This is a genomic window from Stenotrophomonas sp. 05L44_2, from assembly GCF_056665995.1.
In genome coordinates this window covers 1-4,230 of the sequence record NZ_JBFTNR010000363.1, presented here as the reverse complement: position 1 = coordinate 4,230, position 4,230 = coordinate 1, and the positions used below count along the sequence as shown (strand labels likewise).

At 67.2% G+C, this 4,230-nt stretch carries 4 protein-coding genes; all 4 read right to left on the bottom strand.

Annotated elements, in window-relative coordinates; all coding sequences use genetic code 11:
- A partial coding sequence (locus tag AC1VAN_RS13485; protein ID WP_480985981.1) for an MFS transporter occupies nt 1-626 on the bottom strand: 626 nt, incomplete at its 3' end.
- Between the two features lie 93 nt (nt 627-719).
- Nucleotides 720-1,517 carry an SDR family NAD(P)-dependent oxidoreductase gene (locus tag AC1VAN_RS13480; protein WP_134833185.1) on the bottom strand — a complete coding sequence of 266 codons (798 nt, stop codon included), beginning with the start codon at nt 1,515-1,517 and terminating at the stop codon, nt 720-722.
- Between the two features lie 149 nt (nt 1,518-1,666).
- Nucleotides 1,667-3,844: a YccS family putative transporter gene (yccS, locus tag AC1VAN_RS13475; protein ID WP_480985980.1), complete on the bottom strand. Its 2,178-nt coding sequence runs from the start codon at nt 3,842-3,844 to the stop codon at nt 1,667-1,669.
- 120 nt (nt 3,845-3,964) lie between these two features.
- The coding region (locus tag AC1VAN_RS13470) for a TonB-dependent receptor domain-containing protein (RefSeq protein ID WP_480985979.1) at nt 3,965-4,230 on the bottom strand (266 nt) is incomplete at its 5' end.

Genomic DNA, 4,230 nt, shown 5'->3' with positions numbered 1-4,230 from the left:
ATCTTCAGGTCCGGGGCGCCGGCATCCACCTTGGGGATCATGCGCGCGGCCAGGTTGCCGCAGATCGCCAGCGCGATGACAGAGGTGGCGGCCACGATCGGGCCATGGGTGCCTGCCAGGGTGAACACCAGGCCGCCGACGATCATGCCGGTCAGGATCGACATCGACGTGCCCATCTCGACCAGGCCATTGCCACCGGTCAGTTCTTCCGGACGCAGTACCGAGGGCAGCACCGAGTACTTCACCGGGCCGAACAGGGTGGACTGCAGGCCCGTGCAGAACAGGGCCACCAGCAGCACCGGCAGGCTCTCGGTGAGAAAGCCCACCGCAGCCAGCGTCATGATCACGATCTCCATGGTGGTGGTGATCACGATCAGCCGCGACTTCTCCAGCTTTTCCGCGATCTGCCCGGCCAGGGCGGAGAACAGGAAGTAGGGCAGGATGAACAGCGCCGGCGCCAGGTTGGTGTAGAGCGTGCGCTCGCTCTCGGCCACGCCCAGGTAGAACAGCAGGCCGATGATCGCCTGCCGGTACACGTTGTCGTTGAAGGCACCCAACCCCTGCACGATGAAGAACGGCAGGAAACGGCGCTGGCGCAGCAGGGCGAACTGGTTGTGACCGGACATGGAACCTCCTTGGACCGGCGCAGCCTAGCATCCCTGCCTGTCAGGCAGGGATGCGGTAGGTGCGGACCGTTGGTCCACACACCCCACCAACGCTCACACGATATCGTCGACCACGCCGCCATCGACCCGCAGCGCTGCGCCGGAGGTGGCCGACGCCTGCGGTGAGGCGAGGTAGACCACCATGTTGGCCACTTCCTCGACCGTGGCCGCGCGCTGGATCACCGATGCAGGGCGATGGGCCATCACGAACTCACGGCCGATCTGTTCCAGCGGCTTGCCGGTGCGTGCACGCTCTTCTTCGAACATCGTTGCGAAGCCATCGGACAACGTCGGGCCGGGCAGCACCGCATTGACGGTGACGCCGCTGCCGGCCACGCGCTTGGCCAGGCCGCGCGACAACGACAGCTGCGCGGTCTTGCTGACGCCGTAATGGATCATGTCGGCAGGAATGTTGCGTGCTGATTCGGAGGAGATGAACAGCACGCGGCCCCAACCGGCGTCGACCATCGCCGGCAGCAGGGCGCGCGACAGGCGCACGCCGGACATGACATTGGTCTGCCAGTACTGCTCCCAGGTGGCATCGTCGGTCTCGAAGAAGTCCTGCGGGCCGAAGATGCCGGCATTGTTGACCAGGATGTCGACGTTGCCCGGCAGGCCGGCCAGCAGCGCGTCGACCCCGCGGGCGTCGGACAGATCGGCGGCCACGCCCAGCACGTTGGCGTCGGGAATTGCAGCCAGCAGTCGCTGACGTGCGCGTTCCACGCTGTCGGTACTGCGGCCGTTGAGGATGACCTGTGCACCCGCGGCGGCAAGCCCCTGCGCGATGGCCAGACCGATGCCGGCGGTGGAGGCGGTGACCAGTGCGGTGCGGTCGTTGAGTTCGATCTTCATGGGGGAGATCCTGCGTGGGCGACACCGCAGTATCGGCGTCGGGGCGTGATCGCAATGCCCCCGTGCACGCAACACGATGTTGCACGGCCGACAGGGTCACGCCCGAATACCGCTCCAGTAGATCCACGCCATGCGTGGATGCCGTCCGCTCAGGCCAGGCCGCGCACCGCGCCATTGGCCGCTGCCCTCACCTTCGGCAACATCCGCAGCACCAGCGCCATCTGCGTGCGGATCAACTGCAGTTTCGGCGGCATCGTCTCATCGAGCTGCTCCAGTTCCGCGGCCACCGCACGATCGGCGTCGTTGTCCTCCTCCGACACCGGCTGCTGCGCCGTCAATRCCGATGCCAGCTGCTGCAGCGCTTTACGCACCCGCTCGCCAGCGGCCAGCGCGAGTGGATCGCCCGCGTAGCTGTCGACCTGGTCGCGGTGCGCACCCAGCGCCGACAGATGCCCGAGCAGGGTGTTGGACAACGCCAGGAAGTGGAAACCCGAATCGAGGTTGCGGCGCACGTGGCCCGGTTCGCGCAGCATGTTCGACAATGCGGTGGACAGTGCGGCATCGGCGTTGTGCATGTCGCGGCGGGCGATGCGGTAGGCCAGGTCGTCGCGCATGCCGCTGCGGTACTGGCCCAGCACCGATTCCAGATAACGGGCGGCGGTATCCAGCACCCGCGCCAGCACGCGGTGCAGCTGTCGACCCTGCCAGTCCGGCAGGATCAGGAACGCGGCCGCTGCGGCGATCGCGCACCCCAGGATCGTATCGACCATGCGCGGCACGATCAGCACGAAGCCGTCGCCGATCAGGTTGAAGCAGGTCAGCGCCATCACCGTGATGGCGGCCGAGGCGACCAGATAGCGGTCGGTACGGGTGAAGAAGAACAGCAGTGCCGACAGCAATGCGATCAGCAGCTGGATCTCCAGCGTTGGGAACAGCTGCAGCAGCGCCCAGGTCAGCACCAGGCCGGCAAGCGTACCGACGATTCGTTGGGCCAGGCGCTGGCGGGTGGCACCGAAGCTGGGCCGGCACACGAACACGATGGTCAGCAGGACCCACGAGCCGTTCTGTGCATTGAACAGATGGATGGCAACGAAACCGGCGATCAGTGCCAGCGCCATGCGCAGGCCATGGCGGAACAATACCGAGCCGGGGGTGAGCTGCTGGCGCACGCGCACGCCCATTTCGCGCAGCGTGTGCGGGTTGCTGTCGCGCAGGCGGGTGTCGACGTTGTCCAGGCTGGCTTCGGATCGTTCGGCATCGAGCAGGCGGCGCTCGATGCTGCGCAGGTTGTGCACCAGCAGGTCCAGCGAGCCGAGCAGGCGCTGCCACTGCGGGCGTTGCTGGTCGCGCAGGTAGGCCAGGGCATCGGCCAGATCGCGCCCGGCCTGCTGGTTGCTCTCGCCGTAGACGAACGGACGACGCAGCCGGATCGCTTCGCCCAGCCGTGCACAGGCCTGGCCCTGCAGGTCGAGCAGGCGCTGGCAGCGGTACAGCACGTCGCTGTGGAAGAACGCGTCGACCAGCGCGCCGTACGGGTAATGCGAGGAGCTGGCGCGCTCATGGAAATCCTGTGCCATGTAGTACAGGCGCAGGTACAGGCCGGAGTTGACGCCGGGCCGTCCGGAGCGGCCAAAGCGCGCCAGGATCGCGGTCTTGGCCTCGTTCAGCGCGCCGACCACGCGACGGTTCTGTTCGGCCAGGTCGAGCTGGCGGCGCTGCAGGTCCGCCTCGCGTACGGGTTCGAACAGCGCGGCCTTGAGCTGCAGGTAACGGCCCAGTTCCACGTACAGGCGGGCCACGCGCTCGCGCACCGGCCGGTTGGCGAACAACGTGGTCCACAGGATCGACAGCAGCCCGTACCAGACCGCACCCGCAAGCAGGTGGCTGACCGCATCCAGCGCACTGTGCAGGTCATGGGCGCCATGCTGTTCCAGGCCGATCATGGTGTAGATGGCCAGCGTGACGGTCGCCTGGGCGATGGACGCGTAGCGCTCGCCCAGTGCACCGAGCAGTGTCAGGCCGAACGTGGACAGCGCCAGGGCCGCGATGAATATCCACGGCCAGGGGAACAGCCAGATCACCGAGGCCGCTGCCAGGCAGAAGCACAACAGCGACAGCAGCACGGCCTTGGTCCGGCCCCACCAGTTGTCATCGGTCTCGGCAATCGCACTGGCGATGATGCCGAGGAACACGCCGGGCAGCGCGGTCAGCGCATCCAGGTGCCAGCACACGGCCATGGCCGCGGTCAGGGCAATGAACACCCGCAGGCCATAGCTGGCCTTCTCGTGGGCCCACAGGCGGCTGAGGCGGGATTCGCGTGCGGACATGCAGGCTCGGCGAAAGGATCGGCCACCATTATTACGGGCCACGCGTGAAATCCGGTAGCGCCGCGCCATGCGCGGCGTGGCATGCAGCCGCCGGGCATGGCCGGGCGCTACCGAGGCCCGTTACATGTCGAACCGCACGCTGAGCGCGAAGGTGCGCGGCAGGCCGACGCCGGCATTGGACCAGTACCTGCGGTTGGCCAGGTTCTCCACGCTGGCACGCAGGGTCACCGGATGGCCGGAGGCCAGCAGGCGGTAACCGACGCCGGCGTTGACGAGGGTGTAGTCGGGCAGCTTCAGGGTGTTGTCGGCGTCGTACCAGACATCGCCGTAGTAGCGCACGGCGGCATAGGTCTCCAGCCCTTCCACCCACGGCAGCTGGTAAGTGG

Bases quoted from the DNA above. Each gene is read 5' to 3' on its own strand.
- AC1VAN_RS13480 (WP_134833185.1), bottom strand. From the start codon at position 1,517: ATGAAGATCGAACTCAACGACCGCACCGCACTGGTCACCGCCTCCACC.